Consider the following 15700-nt stretch of genomic DNA (forward strand, 5'->3'; position numbering starts at 1 on the left):
GGAGTCCCGCATGAAGTTCGTCGTCCTGCTTACCGTCCTTCTTGCCACGACTGCGGCACAAGCGAAGATCACCGACGTCGACCTCAAGCGCGATACCCAGGTCCTCAGCTCCGATGCCTTCGAGGGCCGCAAGCCCGGCACCCCCGGCGGCGACAAGGCGGTGGCGTACATCGTCCAGCGCATGCAGCAGATTGGCCTGAAGCCCGGCAATCACGGCAAGTGGACGCAGGACGTGCCGCTGGTGACGATTACCGCCAAGCCATCGACTGCGGGCCTGACCATCGAGGGCGGCGCCGCGCCGATCGCCCTCAAGTTCGTCGACGAGGAGGTCATCTGGACCCGCCACGAACAGCCGCATGTCGCCCTCAAGAAGTCGCCCCTGGTGTTCGTCGGCTACGGCGTCGTCGCGCCCGAGCACAACTGGAACGATTATGCGGGCCTCGACATGCACGGCAAGACCGCGGTCATCCTGGTCAACGATCCGGACTGGCGCAGCACCGACCTGAAGGGCGACTTCGGCGGGCGCGCGATGACCTATTATGGGCGCTGGATCTACAAGTTCGAGGAGGCCGCGCGGCAGGGCGCTGCCGGCGCGATCATCATCCACCAGACCGAGCCTGCGGCCTATCCGTTCAGCGTCGTGGTCACCTCCAACAGCGTCGCCAAGCAGCACCTCGCGACCACCGACAAGGGCGCGTCGCGGACCACCATCGAAGGCTGGATCACCAAGCCGGCGTCCGACCGGCTATTTGCCGCTGCCGGGCTCGACTTCGCCGCGCTTGAGGCGGCCGCGGCCAGATCGGGCTTCAAGGCCGTGCCGATGGGCGCTCTGACTGCCTCCGCGTCGCTCGACAACACGGTCGCCTACGCGGCCTCGCAGAACGTCGTCGGCATCCTTCCCGGCACGTCGCGCCCCAAAGAGACGGTTCTGTACACCGCGCACTGGGACCATCTCGGGCGCTGCCCGGCCGACACGACCGGCGACGACATCTGCAATGGCGCGCTCGACAATGCCAGCGGGGTCGCGGGCCTGCTGACCCTCGCCACCGAGGCGAAGCACGACACGCCGACGGCGCGTAGCCAGTTGTTCATCGCGGTGACGGGCGAGGAGTCGGGCCTGCTGGGTTCGCAATATTACGCCGAGCATCCGATCTACCCGCTCGGCCTGACCGCGGGCGGCGTCAACATGGACGTGCTGAGCGTCAAGGGACGCACGCGGGACGTCACCATCACCGGCGTTGGCAAGTCGGAGGTCGAGCCGATGTTCACGGCCATCGCCGCGAAGCAGGGGCGCGTCGTCGACCCCGAGGCGTCGCCCGAAAAGGGCAGCTACTACCGCTCCGACCACTTCAGCTTCGCCAAGGTCGGCGTGCCGATGGTGGCGGCCACCAGCGGCACCGACGTCATCGGCAAGGACCCGGCACACGACGGCAAGGCCTACGGCAAGTCGCTCGCCGCCGATTATGTCGCGAACCGCTATCACCAGCCCTCGGACCAGTATAACCCCGACTGGGATTGGAGCGGTGCCGTGCAGGATCTCGAGGCCTATTACAGCTTCAATCACGCGCTCGCGAACAGCAGCGCATGGCCGAACTGGTACCCAGCCGCCGAATTCCGCGCGGTCCGCGACAAGAGCCGGGCCGGCCTGTGACCGCCCGCCAGCCCGCCGAATGGACCCCGCACGCTGCGTGCTGGACCGCGTTCCCGTCGCATCCCGAGCTGTGGGAGGATGACCTCGCGGGTGCTCAGGCCGAGGTCGCGGCGATGGTCCGTGCGATTGCCGCTTCGGAGCGGGTCGAGTTGCTGGTCGCTTTCGACGAGGCCGAAGCCGTCGCCCGCGCCGCGCTGGAAGGGGCCAACGTCGGCTTCCACCGCGCACCTTTCGGCGACATCTGGCTGCGCGATACCGGGCCGCTGTTCATCACCTCGGCCGCCGGGATGGCAGCGGCCGGCTTCCGCTTCAACGGTTGGGGCGGCAAGTACCAGCTCGACGGCGACGACACCGTGGCGGCTGTAGTCGCGCAGGGTGCGGGCGTGCCGCTGGTCCGCCACGACTGGGTGCTCGAGGGCGGCGCGATCGAGGTCGACGGCACCGGCCTCGCGGTGACCACCGAGGTTTGCCTGCTCAATCCCAACCGCAACCCGCACCTGGATCTGGTCGAGATCGAGTCCCGCCTGCGCCGCGACCTCGGCATCGACCGCGTGCTGTGGCTCGGCGACGGGCTGGCGAACGACCATACCGACGGCCACGTCGACAACATCGCCAGGTTCGTTGCGCCCGGAGTATTGGCCTTGCCCTTGGCGTCCGGCACCGACGACCCCAACGCCGATGCCTTCGCCGATGCCCATGAGCGCGCCCGCGACTTCGGGCTGGACGTGGTCCTGATCCCATCACCGGGGCGGATCGAGCGCGACGGCGAGGCCGTGCCCGCCAGCCACATGAACTGGTACGTCGCCAACAAGACCGTCGTCGTTCCGGTCTATGGCACGCCCTACGAAGCCGCCGCGCTGGCTGCCATCGAGGCACTGTTCCCGACCCGCGAGGTTGTCGGACTGCGCGCCGACCACATATTGACGGGTGGCGGCTCGTTTCACTGCATTACGCAGCAAGTTCCCGCCTGAACGAACTCGCGCGTCATCCCGGCGAACGCCGGGACCCATCACCCGAAAACAGGAGATGGGTCCCGGCGTTCGCCCGGATGACGGGGGTCGAAGGACTACCAGCGCGATCACCGGAAGGATAAGAGGAGCCCGATGACCCAGATCACCGCCGCCGCGCTGCAGCTCTCCTTTACCGATGACATGGACGCCGACATCGCGGCAACCGTCGCCGAAGTGCGCAAGGCCGCGGCCGCCGGGGCACAGGTGATCCTGCCGCCCGAGCTGTTCCAGGGCTATTATTTCTGCCGGCACGAGCACGACAGCCACTTCGCGCGTGCCTTCCCGGCCGACGCGCACCCGGCGATCGAGGCCATGCAGAAGGTCGCGAAGGAGACCGGCACCTACATCCCGACCAGCTTCTTCGAGCGCGACGGGCCGCATTATTACAACAGCCTCGCGATGATCGACGACGACGGCAAAGTCATGGGCATCTACCGCAAGAGCCACATCCCCGATGGTCCCGGCTATGAGGAGAAGTTCTACTTCCGCCCCGGCAACACCGGCTTCAAGGTCTGGGACACTCGCCACGGCCGCATCGGCGTCGGCATCTGCTGGGACCAGTGGTTTCCGGAGACCGCGCGCGCCATGATGCTGATGGGGGCCGAGATCCTGTTCTACCCGACCGCGATTGGCTCCGAGCCGGCCGAGCCCAATCTCGACACGCGCCGTATGTGGATCCGCGCCATGATCGGGCACGCGGTGTCCAACGTCGTGCCGGTGGTCGCCGCCAACCGCACCGGGGTTGAAGAGGACCAGCGTTTCTACGGCAACAGCTTCATCGCCGACCAGCGCGGTGACATCGTCGACGAACTCGCGACCGACGTGCATGGCCATGTCATCGCCAGCTTCGACCTGGCGGAGGTCCGCGCCAACCGGGCCAGCTTCGGCTTTTTCCGCGACCGCCGGCCCGACCTCTATGGGCGTCTTGCCGAAGACCGGTGATGTTCAAGCCATTCCATTCTCTCGGAGCAACTGGATGAAGACCCGCCTGATGATCAGTGTAGCCGTCGCCGCGATGCTCGCCGTTCCGTTCGCCGCGAACGCCGCTTCTAAGTCGAGTGCCGCTGCCAGTTCCAACCCGCTGCTGGCCCCATGGACCGGGCCGTACGGGGGCGAGCCGGCGTTCGACAAGGTCCGCGTCGCCGACTTCGTGCCCGGAGCCGAGGCTGCAATGGCCGCTTCCATGCGCGAGATCGACGCGATCGCGGCCAACCCGGCACCGCCGACATTCGAGAACACCATCCTGGCGATGGAGGTCGCGGGCGCATCGCTGACCCGCTTTGGGGCCTATTTCGGGGTCTGGTCGGGAGGCCTGAATTCCCCCGAGTTCCAGGCTGCGGAGAGCATCATTGCACCGAAATTTGCCGAATTCGGTGACAAGATCACCCAGAATGTCGCGCTCTTCAAGCGCATCGACGCGGTCTACACCTCGCCCGACAAGGCGAAGCTGACGCCCGAGCAGCAGCGGCTGACCTGGGTCAACTGGAACCGTTTCGTCCAGCAGGGCGCGCGTCTCACCGCCGCCGACAAGGCGACTTTCGCGGCCAACAACCAGAAGCTCGCCTCGCTCTATACGAAGTTCTCGCAGAACGAGCTGAAGGACGAGGAGACCTACACTTTGGTCCTCGACAACCCGGCGCAGATCAAGGGCTTGCCTAAGCCGCAGGTCGACGCCGCGGCGGCGGAGGCGGCGAAGCGCAACCTGCCTGGCAAGTGGGTGATCACCAACACGCGCTCGTCGATGGAGCCGTTCCTGACCTATGCCGATGACCGTCCCAGCCGCGAGAAGGGCTTCCGCATGTGGACGTCGCGCGGCGACAATGGCGGGGCGACTGACAACAACGCCATCGTCACCGAGATCCTCCACCTGCGCGCCCAGCAGGCCAAGCTCATCGGCTACCCGACCTTCGCGCACTGGGTGCTCGCCGACCGCATGGCCAAGACCCCCGAGACCGCGCTGGCGCTGTCGATGCAGGTTTGGAAGCCCGCCGTCGAGCAGGTCCACAAGGACGTCGCGGTGATGCAGCAGGTCGTCGACAGCGAGCACGGCGGCTTCAAGATCGCGCCGTGGGACTATCGCTATTACGCCGAGAAGGTCCGCAAGGCGAAGTACGACCTCGATCTGAACGAGGTAAAACCGTACCTCCAGCTCGACCACGTCCGCGAGGCGATGTTCTGGGCGGCCGGTCAGCTTTACGGCTTCAAGTTCACCAAGGTCGACGGCCCGCCGGTCTTCCATCCGGATGTCACCGTCTATGAAGTCACCGGCCGCGACGGCAAGCACGTCGGCCTGTGGTATTTCGATCCGTACGCCCGCGCCGGCAAGAATTCGGGTGCGTGGATGAACGCCTACCGCGACCAGAGCCGCACCGAGGGCAACGTCCCGACAATCGTGTCGAACAATGCCAACTTCATCCGTGGCACTAACGGCCAGCCGACAACGATCTCCTTCGATGATGCCCGCACGATGTTCCACGAGTTCGGCCACGCACTACACGGCCTCAACTCGAACGTCACCTACGCGACTTTGTCGGGCACCAACACGCTGCGGGACTTCGTCGAGTTCCCGAGCCAGGTGAACGAAAACTGGTTCCAGACCCCCGAGGTCCAGCGCTTCCTGGTAAACGAGAAGGGCGAGCGCCTGCCCGATGCGCTGGTCGCCAAGATCAAGGCCGCGTACCACTTCAACCAGGCGTTCTCGGTCGTCGAGGCGCAGGCCAGCGCGATCATGGACATGAAGCTCCACCTCGCAGGCGACACGAACATCGACCCCAAGGCCTTTGAAAAGGCGACACTTGCCGAGCTCGGCATGCCGTCCGAGATCGTCATGCGCCACCGCATTCCGCAGTTCGGCCACATCTTCGCCGGCGAAGGCTATGCCGCGGGCTATTACGGCTACCTGTGGGCTGAAGTCCTCGACCACGACGCCTACGAGGCGTTCCTGGAGGCCAGCGGGCCCTATGACCCGAGCGTCGCCAAGCGCTTCCACGACACCATCATGTCGGTCGGCAACACCATCGATCCGGCGGTCGCCTTCCGCAACTTCCGCGGCCGCGATCCGAAGGTCGATGCGTACCTGAGGGACAAGGGCTTCCCGCTGCCCAGCGGGGCGGCGGCGAACTAGCGCGCGGCCACCGCCGCCGCGAATGCATCCTCGAACATCGCCGCGGTAAGCCGCCCGGTGTTCGTGTTGTAGCGCGAGCAGTGATAGCTATCGACCAGCGTCACGCCGGTATGGAGCTTGTGAACCGCGGCGTGGGCGAAGCGATGCTTGGGCAATTTGCCGCCGAGTGCCTTGACCGCCGACTGGTGCGCGATTGTGCCGAGCGCGACGACGACCTTGAGGTTGGGCAAGGCGGCCAATTGCGCCTCGAGGAACGGCCGGCAGGCGTGGATCTCGGTGACGTCGGGCTTATTCTGTGGCGGCACGCAGCGCACCGAATTCGAGATGAAGGCCCCGGTCAGCGTCAGCCCGTCATCGGGGCGGGCGTCGTAGACCCCCTCCGCCAGCCCGAACTTGAGCAGCGTCTCGTAAAGCAGCACGCCCGCGAAATCGCCGGTAAACGGCCGCCCGGTGCGGTTCGCGCCGGTCACTCCCGGAGCGAGGCCGGCGATGCACAGCCATGCCGCCGGGTCGCCCCAGCCCGGCACCGGCGAGTTCCACCAGTCGGGATGCGCAACGCGGTTGGCCTCGCGGTAGGCGACGAGGCGCGGGCAGCGTGGGCAGTCGCGCGGCGGATCGGCAGCGGCGGGACTGGCGGGGGCCGTCTCGAAGGGTGTGGCAGCGACGAGTGTGGAGTTGGTGAGCATCGCCGGCCTGTGTATGCGCAGGCGCAGATGGCGGCAAACCTCCTGATCGCGCTCGGCTCGAACCGACGTCACGGCCGCCACGGTGCGCCCGCGGGCGTGGTCGCGGCGGCGATGCTCGCGCTGACCGCTGCGGGCCTGAGAGTGCTGCGCCGCTCGCGCATCCACGCAACCGCGCCGGTGGGGCCAGGTGGCCGCTCCTACGCCAACGCGGTCGTTCTGGCCGACGGCGACCTGCCGCCGGCGGTGGTGATCGCAACGCTCAAGCGCATCGAGGCTCAGTTTGGCCGGCGGGGTGGCCGGCGCTGGGGTGACCGGGTGCTCGACCTCGACCTGCTCGCGGCGGACGGCGTCGTGCTGCCCTCTCGGCTCGGCTGGCGGCATGCATCGGCGGGGGCGATCGTTCCCCATCCGCGGCTGCACAGCCGCGACTTCGTGCTCGATCCGCTCGTCGAGGTTGCGCCCGACTGGCGCCATCCGGTACTCACTGCGACCGCACGCCAGTTGCGCGCCCGGCTCCAGCGCCGTAAACGCAGCCGCGGGAGCCCTTAGCTCAATCGGTAGAGCAACTGACTTTTAATCAGTAGGTTGCGGATTCGAGTTCCGCAGGGCTCACCATTCATCGGGAGACGGTTGCGCCAAGGCGCGTCCGGCGTCGAACCGCGGTTCCAACGAGGGCAAAGCCGCACACCAGCATCGTCCATGTCGCGGGCTCGGGTACGAACGACGTTGGGCCGCCCCCGGCGGACAGCACGATGTAGGTCAGGGTGTCCAGACTGAGGGAAAGACTGGTCGTCCCGGCCGCACGAACCGCGTTGAACGTCCCTAAATCGTGGCCATAGTCGGTTCCGGAATAGTCGAGAAAGAAGTCAGCCGGATTGAGATTGGGATCGTGGAAGACGCCGTCCGCGGGGTTCCCCAGCGGCGACACCGGGTAGACCGGATCGTGCCCGTCGAACATCGACAGCTCGGTGTCCGCTGACGCCACGTCCTGTCGTAGGCTGTTCGCGTTGATATGCAGCAAGACGTTGTAGTCGTTGACACCGGACGTCGATCCGTCGACGAAAACCGCCGTTCCCCCGATCCGTAAACTGCCCGTGACCGCAGGCGGGCCGCCCGTATTCGAGAGTGTGCTTGAATAATAATAGGGGCCCTGACCCCCGATATAGGTGGGGCCGCCGGTGACCTTGCCCTTGGAGGTGTCGATCTCGAACAGCACCGAATAAGCGGTCCCGGCGAGGTCCGACCCGACCGCGCCGAACAGGCCGGCTCCATCGATGCCGCTGCCGATGCCACCGGTGACCGTGACCTCGATTATCGCCGCCGACGCCGGGGCGACGGGCGCGCCCGCGAAGACTGCCACCAGGAGCCAGGCTCCAATCCTGGAATACCGCACTCAGGCCTCCCTCGAGCCGTCGCGCGACTCGTCGCGCAAGGGGGTGTGCCCTGCGGCGAAGGAGATGGTTTCACGGGTTCGGCGTCGCGGCAAGCCGTCTTTTGAACGGCATGGGATGCGGCAGCGGCGCCGGTTCAGTCGTCGCCGGTGAGGGTGACCGTGCCGTTGGTCTTGGCACCGCTCGCGACGACGGCGTAGGCAATCGTCTTCTCGCCCTTGGTGCCGCCGAGTCCGGTTGCGGTGCGCGCGACGCTCCAGCCCTTGGCCTTGGCCTCCGCCTCGGCGTGGACCAGCACCGCGTCGGGCGTGCCGGGGCTGGTGAAGCTGATCGTCACCTTGTCGTTCTTGTCGCCGTCCTTCTCGTGGGAGACGACGCTCATGCCGCGGACCTGCGACCCGGGCAGCAGGTTCATGCCGTCGACGTCGAAGCTCTTGCCGCCCATTTGCAGGCCGGGGATCTCGAGCGAGGCCTTGAAGTCGTCGGTGTCGATCTTGAAGCCGTTGTCACCCGCGGAAGCCGAAGCCTTCGTCCCCTTGGTGTTGAAGGTCACGGTCTTGTCGACGGTGACGCTGTTGTCGGCGTCCTTGCTATCGGACTTGGCGTGGCAGGCCGCGAGCAGGGGCAGGGCGACGAGTACAGGAAACAGTGTCAAAAAGCGCATAGTCGACTCCTTCGTGTATTAGCCAACTATATCACTTCGCCATTGGTGTCGCAACTTCATAGGGCATCGGCACCCGCGCCGGCTCGGGAGCATCCTCCCAGCCGCCACCGAGCGCCTTGAACACCGCGATCTGGTTGGTCACCAGCTGGGCATCCGAAGCGGCGAGGGCGGCTTCGGCGTTGCTCAGCGTGCGTTCGGCGTCGAGCACGTCGATGAAACTTTGAGCACCGGACGTGTAGCGCAAGCGGACGATGCGGACCGCCTCGATGTTGAAGTCGCGGGACAGGCGCAGCGCCTCGTTGCGGTCGCGCTCGCCGGCATAATCCGCAAGCGAGGTCTCGGTTTCCTGCAGCGCGCCGAGGATGGTGCCGTCGAAGGTGGCGAGCGCGGCCTCTGCGGAGGCGCGAGCCTGGCGGATGCGGGCGCGGACGACGGTGAAGTTCGGGAAGCTCCAGCTCAGCAGCGGCCCGACATTAAACGCGAAACTCGAACTCTTGCCGAGATCGTTGGTGTGGAGCGCCGAGCTCGACACGCCGGCACCGAGCGAGATGCGCGGGAACAGGTCGGCGGTGGCGACGCCGATGCGTGCGGTCTCGGCAGCGAGCCGGCGGTCTGCTTCGCGGATATCCGGGCGGCGCTTCAGCATAGCACTGCCATCGCCGACCGGGAGCGGGCGCTCGAGCAGCGGTGCCTTGGTGCAGACGGCGGCTTCGGGCAGTACCGTCTCGGGGGTCTGGCCGGTCAGGACCGCGAGCCGGTACAGCGCGCCCTGCCGCTGCGCGACGAAGGTTGGTACGGTGGCGCGGGTCGATTCGAGCTGGGCGCGGGCGCGGGCGACGTCGAGCGGGGTGCCTCGTCCTGCGGTGTAAAGGCGCTCGGTCAGGTCGAAGGTCTGGCGCTGGACCTCGAGCGAGTTTTTCGCAACCTCGACCTGCCGTGCGTTCGAGCAGGCGTCGGCGTAGGCGCGGGTGGTCTCGGCGGCGACGGTGATGCGGGTGGTGTCGCGGACCGCGGCCTCGGCTTCGTAGTCGGCGCGGGACGCCTGGATCAGACGGGTGACGCGGCCGAACAGGTCGATCTCGTAGCTGACGTCTAGGCCTGCAGAATACAGCCCGCTGGTCAGCACCGAGCTGCCCGTCGCTCCGCCGGCTGTTGTAGCCAGCGCCGTTGCGCTGCTCGCGCCGCCGAAGCGCTCGTACTGGGCTTGCACCGATGTCGAGGTGGTCGGCAGGCGTGCGCCACGGGTCTCGCTGAGTACGGCGCGGGCGCGACGCAGATTGGCGTTGGCGACGCGGATGTCGGTGTTGGCGAGGAAGGCCTGCCCGATCAGCCGGTCGAGGACCGGGTCGTTATACAGCCGCCACCACGTCGCCGGGGAGTCGCTCTGGTCGAAGACCGGACGCGCGGCGGCGTCGAACTTGCCCGAAGCCGAGGCCGGTGTGCGGGCGGTGTGGAAGTTCGGGCCGACGGCGCACGCTCCAAGCGCCAGCGCAGCGACGAGTGCGACGGGCTTCATTCCGCGGGCTCCGGAGCCGTGTCGGGTGCGGGCAGCAGCTTTTGACCGTCGTCATGGGGCCGCCGCGCGATCTTCGACGCCGCCCAGCTGGCGATGACGTAGAACACCGGAGTGAAGATCAGCCCGAAGATGGTGACGCCGATCATCCCGAAGAACACCGCGGTGCCCAGTGCCTGCCGCATCTCGGCGCCCGGCCCGCTGGCGACGACCAGCGGCACGACGCCGAGGATGAAGGCAAAGCTGGTCATCAGGATCGGCCGCAGCCGGGTCCGCGCCGCGCTTTCGGCCGCCTGCCAGCGGTCCTCGCCGCGCTCCTCCGCCTGCTTGGCGAACTCGACGATCAGGATCGCGTTCTTGGCCGCGAGCCCGACCAGCACGACGAGGCCGATCTGGGTCAGGATATTGTTGTCGAAGCCGCGCAGATTGACCCCGACGATCGCCGCCAGCAGGCACATCGGGACGATCAGGATGACCGCGAACGGCAGGGTCAGCGACTCGTACTGCGCCGCGAGCAGCAGGAACACGAACACCACCGCCAGCGCGAATACGATCGACGCGGTGTTGCCCTGGGTCTTCTGCTGGTAGGCGAGCTCGGTCCACTCGTAGCTGAAGCCATCGGGCAGTGTCTTAGCGGCGAGGTCCTCCATCGCTTTCAGCGCCTGGCCCGACGAGAAGCCGGGCTTGGTGTCGCCCTGAAGCTCGGCGGCCGGGTACAGATTGTGACGGACCATGCGGTACGGCCCCGCATCGTCCTTCAGCGTCGCCACCGAACCGAGCGGCACCATCGCCCCGGAGGCCGAGCGCACCTTGAGGTTGACGATATCCGACGGGGCCGATCGGAACGGCGCGTCGGCTTGCGCCGTCACACGATAAGTCCGACCGAACAGGTTGATATCGTTGATATAGGTCGACCCGAGATAGGTCTGCAACGTCGCGAAGACCTCCGATGGCTGGACCCCGAGCTGCTGCGCCTTCTCGCGGTCGATGTCGGCATAGATGCGCGGCGTGCCGGTGTTGAACAGCGTGAACACCGAGGTCAGCCCCTCGGTCTGATTCGCCGCCATCATCATCGCGAAGGTCGCCTTCTCGAGCGCCTCCGGTCCCTTCGAGCCGCGGTCCTGGACCATCATCTTGAAGCCGCCGCCGGTGCCGATACCGCGGACGGGCGGCGGTGCGATGACCAGCAGGTTGGCCGCGTCGATCGAACCGAACTTCTTGCGCAGGTCGCCGAGAATCGAATCGCCCGTCTGATGATTTTTGTGGCGAGTCTCGAAATCGTCAAGCGCCAGAAACATCGTTCCGGCATTGGGGGCGTTGGAGAAGCTCGCACCGTCCAGCCCAGCGATGTTGACGACGAGATGAACGCCCTTCACCGTCAGCGCCTGTTTGACCGCGTTTTGCATGACCGCATTGGTGCGCTGGAGGGTTGCCCCCGGCGGCATCTGGACGACGCCGATCAGATAGCCCTGATCCTGCGCCGGGATGAAGCCTGTCGGCGTCGCCGCGAAGCGCCACCCCGCGAGCCCGAGCAGGCAGACATAGACGACCAGGACGATACCGATCAGCCGGACCGTCCGCGCCGTCAGGCGCCCATAGCGATCCGAAAGCCAGTCGAAGCCACGGTTGAAGCCGTTGGCGGCGCGCTGCAGGGGAGCAAGGATGCCGCGCGGCTCATCGTGATCGGCTTGATGCGGCTTGAACAGCAGCGCTGCGAGCGCCGGCGACAGTGTCAGCGAGACAAGGCACGACAGTAGGGTCGCGGCCGAGATCGTCAGCGCGAACTGCTTGTAGAACTGGCCGGAAATGCCGCTGATGAAGGCGGTCGGCACGAACACCGCGCACAAGGTCAGGGCGATCGCGACAAGTGCGCCGCCGACCTCGTCCATCGTCCGAAAGGCAGCGTCGTGAGGGCTGTAGCCGTTTCTCAACTCGCGCTCGACGTTCTCCACCACGACGATGGCGTCGTCGACGACGATGCCGATGGCGAGCACCAACCCGAACAGCGACAGGTTGTTGAGCGAGTAGCCGAAGGCCGCCATCACCGCGAACGTGCCGACCAGCGATACCGGAATCGCGAGCACCGGGATGATCGCCGCGCGCCAGCTCTGCAGGAAGATCAGCACCACCAGCACGACCAGCGCGATCGCCTCGATCAGCGTCTCCTGGACGCTGTCGATCGACTGGCGGACGTACTCGGTCGGGTTGTACGGGATCGAGTAAGCGACGCCGGGCGGGAAGTCCTTCTTCGCCTCGTCCATTGTCTTGATGACGGCGGCGGCGGTCGCGAGCGCGTTCGAGCCGGGCAGCTGGGTGATGCCGAGGCCGACTCCGGGCGTGTTATTGACGTAGGCGTTGGTGCCGTAATCCTGCGCACCAAGCTCGATGCGCGCGACGTCACTGACCCGGGTCAGGGCCCCGCTCGGGTCGGCCTTGATGACGATGTCGCCGAACTGTTCCGGCGTGGTCAGGCGGCCTTGGGTCTGGACGCTGAGCTCGAAGCCCGAGCCGCCCTTGGCGAACGGCGGCGCACCGATGCTGCCGGCGGCGACCTGGACGTTCTGCCCGCGCAGCGCGGCGACGATCTCCGACGCGTCGAGGTTGCGCGCCGCGGCCTTCTCGGGATCGATCCAGATGCGCATCGCATAGTCGCGGACGCCGAAGACGTTGATGCCCCCGATGCCCTGCAACCGCAGCAGCTTATCGCGGACCTGCAGGGTCGCATAGTTCGACAGATACTGGATATCATGACTGCCGTCGGGCGAGGTCATGAACACCGCCATCAGGATGTCCGGCGTGTTCTTTCGGGTCGTCACGCCAAGCGCACGGACGGTGTCGGGCAGGCGTGGCTCGGCCGACGAGACGCGGTTCTGGACCAGCACCTGAGCGGTGTCGAGGTTGGTGCCGAGCTTGAACACGACGTTGATCGTCAGGGCGCCGTTCGCCGTCGATGACGACGTTATGTACAGCATGTTCTCGACGCCGTTGATCTCCTGTTCCAGCGGCGCGGCGACAGTGTCGGCGAGAACCTCGGCATCGGCACCCGGATAGCTGGCGGTCACGGCGACGGTCGGCGGCGCGATCTCCGGATATTGGGCGACCGGCAGGGTCGGATAGGCGAACGCGCCGATCAGCACGATCAGGATCGAGATCACCCCGGCAAAGATCGGCCGGTCGATGAAGAAATGCGAGAAGCGCATGTTAGCGAGCTGCCGCTGCCGACGTCGCGGAGGTCGCGGGCGGCTCGTTCACCAGGGGTACCTGCGGTCCGGTTCCGGGTGCTGGCGGGATGATCCTGCCCTGCTTGATCGTGACCTTGGTGCCGGGCCGCCCGCGCTGGACACCGGCGATGACGACACGGTCGGTCGGCTTGAGGCCGGAACGCACGACGCGCAGGCCGTCGACGATCGGCCCAAGCTCGACGACGCGCTGCTCGACCTTGTCGTCCTTGCCGACGACGAGCGCGGCCTTGCGCGACTGATCCGTGACGATCGCATCCTCGGGGATCAGCATGCCGTTGTAAGCGCCCGAACCGAGCAGGCGCATATGGCCGAACATGCCCGGCGTCAGGAAGCCGTCTGGGTTGCGGACCTCGGCGCGGCCGCGGATCGTGCCGCTGCCCTGGTCGAGGGCATTGTCGACGAAGTTCATCTTGCCGCGCCAGCGGTACTCGTTCTCGTCGCCGAGCTTGATGTCGACCGGGTTAGGCGAAATCCGCGACGACGGCCGGGTGCCGGCGCGATTGGCGCGCTGATACTTCAGGTAGACGGCCTCCGACCCGGTGAAGGTGAAATAAATCGGATCGAGCGCGACGATGGTGGTCAGCACCGAGGTCCCGGCGGTGACGTAGTTGCCGACATCGAGGCGGCGATCCGACAGGCGCCCGGCGATCGGCGCGGTGACGCGGGTGAACTCGACGTCGAGGGCGCGGGCGCGAACGGTCGCGTCACCGGCGGCAACCGAGGCTTCCGCCTGCTTATAAGTCGCCTCGGCCTGCTCGAACTCCTCCTTGCTGACGGCGTTGGCCTCCAGCAGCGTCTTGGTGCGGGCGAAGGTAGTGCGGGCGACTTCGGACGCGGCACGCAGGCGCTGGGCATCGGCCTTGGCTTGCGCCAGCACGGCCTCGAACGGCCGCGGGTCGATGACAAACAGCAGCTGCCCGACGCGCGCGAACTGCCCATCGCGGAAATTGATCGACTTGATATAGCCCGACACGCGGGGGCGGACCTCGGTCTCGCGGATCGCCTCGAAGCGGCCGACATAATCGTCCCAGTCGACGATCGGCTTCACGAGCGGATAAGCGACGGTGACTTGCGGCGCACCGCCGCCGGGGCCGCCCGGACCACCCGCGCCGTCCTGCTTCTTGCCGCACGCGGCAAGAGCAAGCACGAGGACGGCGGCCGGGATCAATATCTGACGCATCTGCACCCCGAGAATACCGCGATGCAGCATCTTGTAGACCCGGAGACGTACAATTGCCACCAGCTTCGGAGCGTGACTCAACTTAAGCTGCAGGTCGCCTCGCCGCGCCGAGATCAGATTCCGGCGAGCAGCGTCCCGGTCATCGCGACGAAGCCGGCGATGGAAGCGACGCCGATCGAAATACCGCTGGCATACATGACACGCTCGCGGCGCGGCGCGCGGATGCGCTCGGCGCGGGCGGCAGCAGCGACCATGCGCTTCACCGTTTCGGCGTGTCCGGCGGTGTAGCCGGCGGCGTGGAACACCGGCAGGCCATCGGAGCGACCGAGGCGGACGGCGGCGGCATAGCTGCGCAGCGCCTCCAGGCGCGGGTCGGCGAGCTCGTGGCCGCCGCGACGCGCCATCATGAAGTTGGCGATGCGGCGGACGGCGCGGCGCAGCACCGGCTCGACTGCGGTCGACGGGCGCTCGCTGCCCGAGGCGGCGAGGCCAATGACGCGCTCCTCGAGCGGCGTGAACGATGCGAAGTCGGTGCGGCTGCCCTGCGGCGCGGCCAGGCTGGGCAGACCAAATTGGCGGGAAGCGGCGTACATCGTTTCGAGCTTTCGTGAGAGGCGCATGGCGGCTCAGATATTTACGTTTCGGCGAAGTCACCAGTTGCAGCGGCGCTACTGCGGACGGCATGGTCGATGCACCGGGGTTGCATGCCGGTGCAGCGATCGTTGCTTAGATAGAACGGCTGCCGGCAGTCCGGTACGACCAGCCATGCATCGGTCTCATGTCGACCGTGCATGGCTGGATGGTCCGCTGCTCCGCCACCCGTTTACGAGACGCTGGCGTTGCGAACGGCGTCCTTGATGCAGCGCGTCTCGCTGGTGCGCGCCTGGAGGTCGCGGCCGTCGACCTTGCAGACGCTGCGGGCGGCCGACTTGATGCGGGCATTGAGGGCAGCGCGGCCCTGGGCATTGGCGAGGTTGAGGTCGGCATAGCTGACGGTCTTGCTCATCGGCGCGGCAGTTGCAGCGGCGGCGGGCGCGACGGCGATGGTCAGGCAGGCGGTGGCGATCAGGGCGGCACTGGCGGCGCTGACGAAGTTGCGGGCGAAAGACGAGGTGACGAACATTGCTAGGCTCCTTGGCAGAGGCTCCGGACCATCCGGCGTCCCATGCCAACTGCTTTGCATACGCCGTGCCAAGTGGGCCCGCCGAATCTGGCACTAATATAATCAAGGGCTTACCA

13 protein-coding genes and 1 tRNA gene are annotated in these 15700 nt (G+C 66.8%); 6 read left to right on the forward strand and 8 right to left on the reverse strand.

Going from position 1 to position 15700, the window contains the following annotated elements; genetic code table 11:
• The first annotated feature begins 10 nt into the window (after window positions 1-10).
• The 4 genes from KX816_08440 to KX816_08455 all read left to right on the forward strand — a co-directional run bounded on the left by KX816_08440 (window position 11) and on the right by KX816_08455 (window position 5785).
• Window positions 11-1651, forward strand: coding sequence for a M28 family peptidase (locus tag KX816_08440; GenBank protein QXQ07999.1), 1641 nt, complete (start codon window positions 11-13; stop codon window positions 1649-1651).
• Window positions 1585-2622, forward strand: coding sequence for an agmatine deiminase family protein (locus KX816_08445; GenBank protein QXQ08000.1), 1038 nt, complete (start codon window positions 1585-1587; stop codon window positions 2620-2622). Before KX816_08440 ends, KX816_08445 begins: the two co-directional genes overlap by 67 nt.
• A 132-nt stretch (window positions 2623-2754) precedes the next feature.
• Window positions 2755-3603, forward strand: coding sequence for an N-carbamoylputrescine amidase (aguB, locus tag KX816_08450; GenBank protein ID QXQ08001.1), 849 nt, complete (start codon window positions 2755-2757; stop codon window positions 3601-3603).
• A 34-nt stretch (window positions 3604-3637) separates the two neighbouring features.
• Window positions 3638-5785 (forward strand): M3 family metallopeptidase, encoded by a 2148-nt coding sequence (locus KX816_08455; GenBank protein QXQ08002.1) that lies wholly within the window; start codon window positions 3638-3640, stop codon window positions 5783-5785.
• Here KX816_08455 and KX816_08460 read toward each other — a convergent pair.
• The gene (locus KX816_08460) at window positions 5782-6471 is read right to left on the reverse strand and encodes a uracil-DNA glycosylase (GenBank protein ID QXQ08003.1); all 690 of its coding nucleotides are present in this window, start codon (window positions 6469-6471) and stop codon (window positions 5782-5784) included. The two genes, KX816_08455 and KX816_08460, sit on opposite strands and share 4 nt — an antisense overlap.
• Before the next feature lie 27 nt (window positions 6472-6498).
• Between KX816_08460 and folK the strand changes: the two genes are divergently transcribed.
• Both folK and KX816_08470 read left to right on the forward strand, forming a co-directional pair.
• Window positions 6499-7020 (forward strand): 2-amino-4-hydroxy-6-hydroxymethyldihydropteridine diphosphokinase, encoded by a 522-nt coding sequence (gene folK, locus KX816_08465; protein ID QXQ08004.1) that lies wholly within the window; start codon window positions 6499-6501, stop codon window positions 7018-7020.
• Window positions 7011-7086, forward strand: a tRNA-Lys gene (locus KX816_08470). Before folK ends, KX816_08470 begins: the two co-directional genes overlap by 10 nt.
• Window position 7087: 1 nt before the next feature.
• Here KX816_08470 and KX816_08475 read toward each other — a convergent pair.
• From KX816_08475 to KX816_08505, 7 genes are all read right to left on the reverse strand, one after another.
• Complete coding sequence (locus tag KX816_08475; protein ID QXQ08005.1) at window positions 7088-7831, reverse strand: PEPxxWA-CTERM sorting domain-containing protein; 744 nt, start codon at window positions 7829-7831, stop codon at window positions 7088-7090.
• A 167-nt stretch (window positions 7832-7998) separates the two neighbouring features.
• The gene (locus KX816_08480; GenBank protein QXQ08006.1) at window positions 7999-8526 is read right to left on the reverse strand and encodes a hypothetical protein; all 528 of its coding nucleotides are present in this window, start codon (window positions 8524-8526) and stop codon (window positions 7999-8001) included.
• 31 nt (window positions 8527-8557) lie between these two features.
• On the reverse strand, window positions 8558-10042 hold the full coding sequence (locus tag KX816_08485; GenBank protein QXQ08007.1) for a TolC family protein: 1485 nt from the start codon (window positions 10040-10042) through the stop codon (window positions 8558-8560).
• Window positions 10039-13239, reverse strand: coding sequence for an efflux RND transporter permease subunit (locus KX816_08490; protein ID QXQ08008.1), 3201 nt, complete (start codon window positions 13237-13239; stop codon window positions 10039-10041). Before KX816_08490 ends, KX816_08485 begins: the two co-directional genes overlap by 4 nt.
• 1 nt (window position 13240) lies before the next feature.
• Complete coding sequence (locus KX816_08495; GenBank protein QXQ08009.1) at window positions 13241-14542, reverse strand: efflux RND transporter periplasmic adaptor subunit; 1302 nt, start codon at window positions 14540-14542, stop codon at window positions 13241-13243.
• Between the two features lie 32 nt (window positions 14543-14574).
• Entirely contained in the window at window positions 14575-15054 is a 480-nt protein-coding gene (locus KX816_08500) for a hypothetical protein (GenBank protein ID QXQ08010.1), read from the reverse strand.
• Between the two features lie 230 nt (window positions 15055-15284).
• The gene (locus KX816_08505) at window positions 15285-15584 is read right to left on the reverse strand and encodes a UrcA family protein (protein QXQ08011.1); all 300 of its coding nucleotides are present in this window, start codon (window positions 15582-15584) and stop codon (window positions 15285-15287) included.
• Window positions 15585-15700: the final 116 nt, after the last annotated feature.

Source organism: Sphingosinicellaceae bacterium (assembly GCA_019285715.1).
Lineage (GTDB): Bacteria > Pseudomonadota > Alphaproteobacteria > Sphingomonadales > Sphingomonadaceae > Glacieibacterium.

Coding starts and splice junctions, on each gene's coding strand:
- folK (QXQ08004.1), top strand. CDS start 6,499: ATGGCGGCAAACCTCCTGATCGCGCTCGGCTCGAACCGACGTCACGGC.
- KX816_08460 (QXQ08003.1), bottom strand. CDS start 6,471: ATGCTCACCAACTCCACACTCGTCGCTGCCACACCCTTCGAGACGGCC.
- KX816_08500 (QXQ08010.1), bottom strand. CDS start 15,054: ATGTACGCCGCTTCCCGCCAATTTGGTCTGCCCAGCCTGGCCGCGCCG.
- KX816_08480 (QXQ08006.1), bottom strand. CDS start 8,526: ATGCGCTTTTTGACACTGTTTCCTGTACTCGTCGCCCTGCCCCTGCTC.
- KX816_08485 (QXQ08007.1), bottom strand. CDS start 10,042: ATGAAGCCCGTCGCACTCGTCGCTGCGCTGGCGCTTGGAGCGTGCGCC.
- KX816_08440 (QXQ07999.1), top strand. CDS start 11: ATGAAGTTCGTCGTCCTGCTTACCGTCCTTCTTGCCACGACTGCGGCA.
- KX816_08455 (QXQ08002.1), top strand. CDS start 3,638: ATGAAGACCCGCCTGATGATCAGTGTAGCCGTCGCCGCGATGCTCGCC.
- KX816_08505 (QXQ08011.1), bottom strand. CDS start 15,584: ATGTTCGTCACCTCGTCTTTCGCCCGCAACTTCGTCAGCGCCGCCAGT.
- aguB (QXQ08001.1), top strand. CDS start 2,755: ATGACCCAGATCACCGCCGCCGCGCTGCAGCTCTCCTTTACCGATGAC.
- KX816_08445 (QXQ08000.1), top strand. CDS start 1,585: ATGGCCGAACTGGTACCCAGCCGCCGAATTCCGCGCGGTCCGCGACAA.
- KX816_08490 (QXQ08008.1), bottom strand. CDS start 13,239: ATGCGCTTCTCGCATTTCTTCATCGACCGGCCGATCTTTGCCGGGGTG.